At 80.0% G+C, this 1,169-nt stretch carries 1 protein-coding gene; it reads right to left on the bottom strand.

Annotation, left to right across the window (positions count from 1 at the left end; all coding sequences use genetic code 11):
- Positions 1 to 103: 103 nt before the first annotated feature.
- Positions 104 to 940 carry a hypothetical protein gene (locus ACWGB8_RS38620; protein WP_452218314.1) on the bottom strand — a complete coding sequence of 279 codons (837 nt, stop codon included), beginning with the start codon at positions 938 to 940 and terminating at the stop codon, positions 104 to 106.
- Between the last annotated feature and the right edge of the window lie 229 nt (positions 941 to 1,169).

Below are 1,169 nucleotides of genomic sequence, written 5' to 3'. Positions count from 1 at the left end.
GCGATGTACGCCGCGGGTCGACCGGCCGGGCGCGGGTGGTCCGCGTCCGCTCCCCCGGCCGGGGCTTCCGGCCGGGGCTCCCGGCCGAGCACACACGGGTGGTTCAGCCGCGGTTGCGGCGGCGCAGGCGCAGGCCGACGGCGAGCAGCAGCACCGCGGCGGCGGCGGTGGCCAGGGCGGCCCAGGTGGCGGTGTTGCCCGCGTCGCGGGCCGTGGTCACCGCGGTGCCGCCGGTCGGGGCCGCCACCACCGGCGCCCCGCTCGGACCGCCGACCGTGGCCGTGGCCGTGGCCGTGGCGGTGCCGGTGCCGGTGGCCGTGCCGCTGCCGGTGGGGGCTCCCGAGGGGCGGGGGGCCGCGGTCGGTCCCGTCGCCGTGGGCCCGGTGGCAGGCGGTCCCTGCATCGGCGGGTCGGTGATCACGGCCGGTTCCACGTCGAGTTCGCGCTCCCCGCGCCCCAGCGTCGGGAACGCGCAGACGACGGTGACCTTCCAGTGGCCGGCCGGGAGGATCTCCCGCGTGGTGTACGCGCCCGGGCGGCCGGTGATCGGCACCAGCCGCCACGGGCCCGCCGTCCGGCCGTCGGAGGAGGCGGCGCTCAGCGTGCCCGCGAACTCCTCGGTGACCGGGTCGCGGTCGTTGTCCCAGGTGGCGACGGTGGTGACGTGCCCGTTGTCCTGGCCGGGGATCTCCAGAGTGATGGTGTCGCCGTGGGCGGCGGCCGGGGCGGCGCCCAGCAGGACGGCCGCGGCGGCGAGCCCGAGGGCGGCGGCCAGCCGGTGCAGCCGGCCCCGGCGCGGCGGGTGGTGCGGGCGGGGCGGCCGGGTGGGCCGGGCCTGGCGGTCCTGGCGGTTCGGCCGGGGCGAACGGCCCCGGCCCGACGAACCGTCGGGGCGGAAGCGGCGAAGGATGCCGGTGGAGCTGCTGCGGCGGGGGCGCATGCGGGTGCCTCCTCGGGAGTTCGGGAGCCAGCGGGAGCAGGGGTTGAGGAGTTGGGGGTGGGGAGTAGTGAGCGGTGCGGAGTAGTGGGCGGTGCGGTCCAGGAGACCGGCGAGTCGGCGGCGCAACGGCCGGGGTGGGGAGTGGGGGTGGCGGAGTGGGGCGGGGGCGCCCCCGGGGGGGCGCGCGCGCGGGGGGGCGCCCCCCGGGCGCGGGCGGGGATAACACAAA

Source organism: Kitasatospora sp. NPDC054939, assembly GCF_053610105.1.
Note: the sequence above shows the minus strand (reverse complement) of the source record. Positions and strands in the feature narration are given on the sequence as shown.

What these genes read in the sequence shown, in the direction of transcription:
- ACWGB8_RS38620 (WP_452218314.1), bottom strand. Translation starts at nt 940, where the DNA reads ATGCGCCCCCGCCGCAGCAGCTCCACCGGCATCCTTCGCCGCTTCCGC.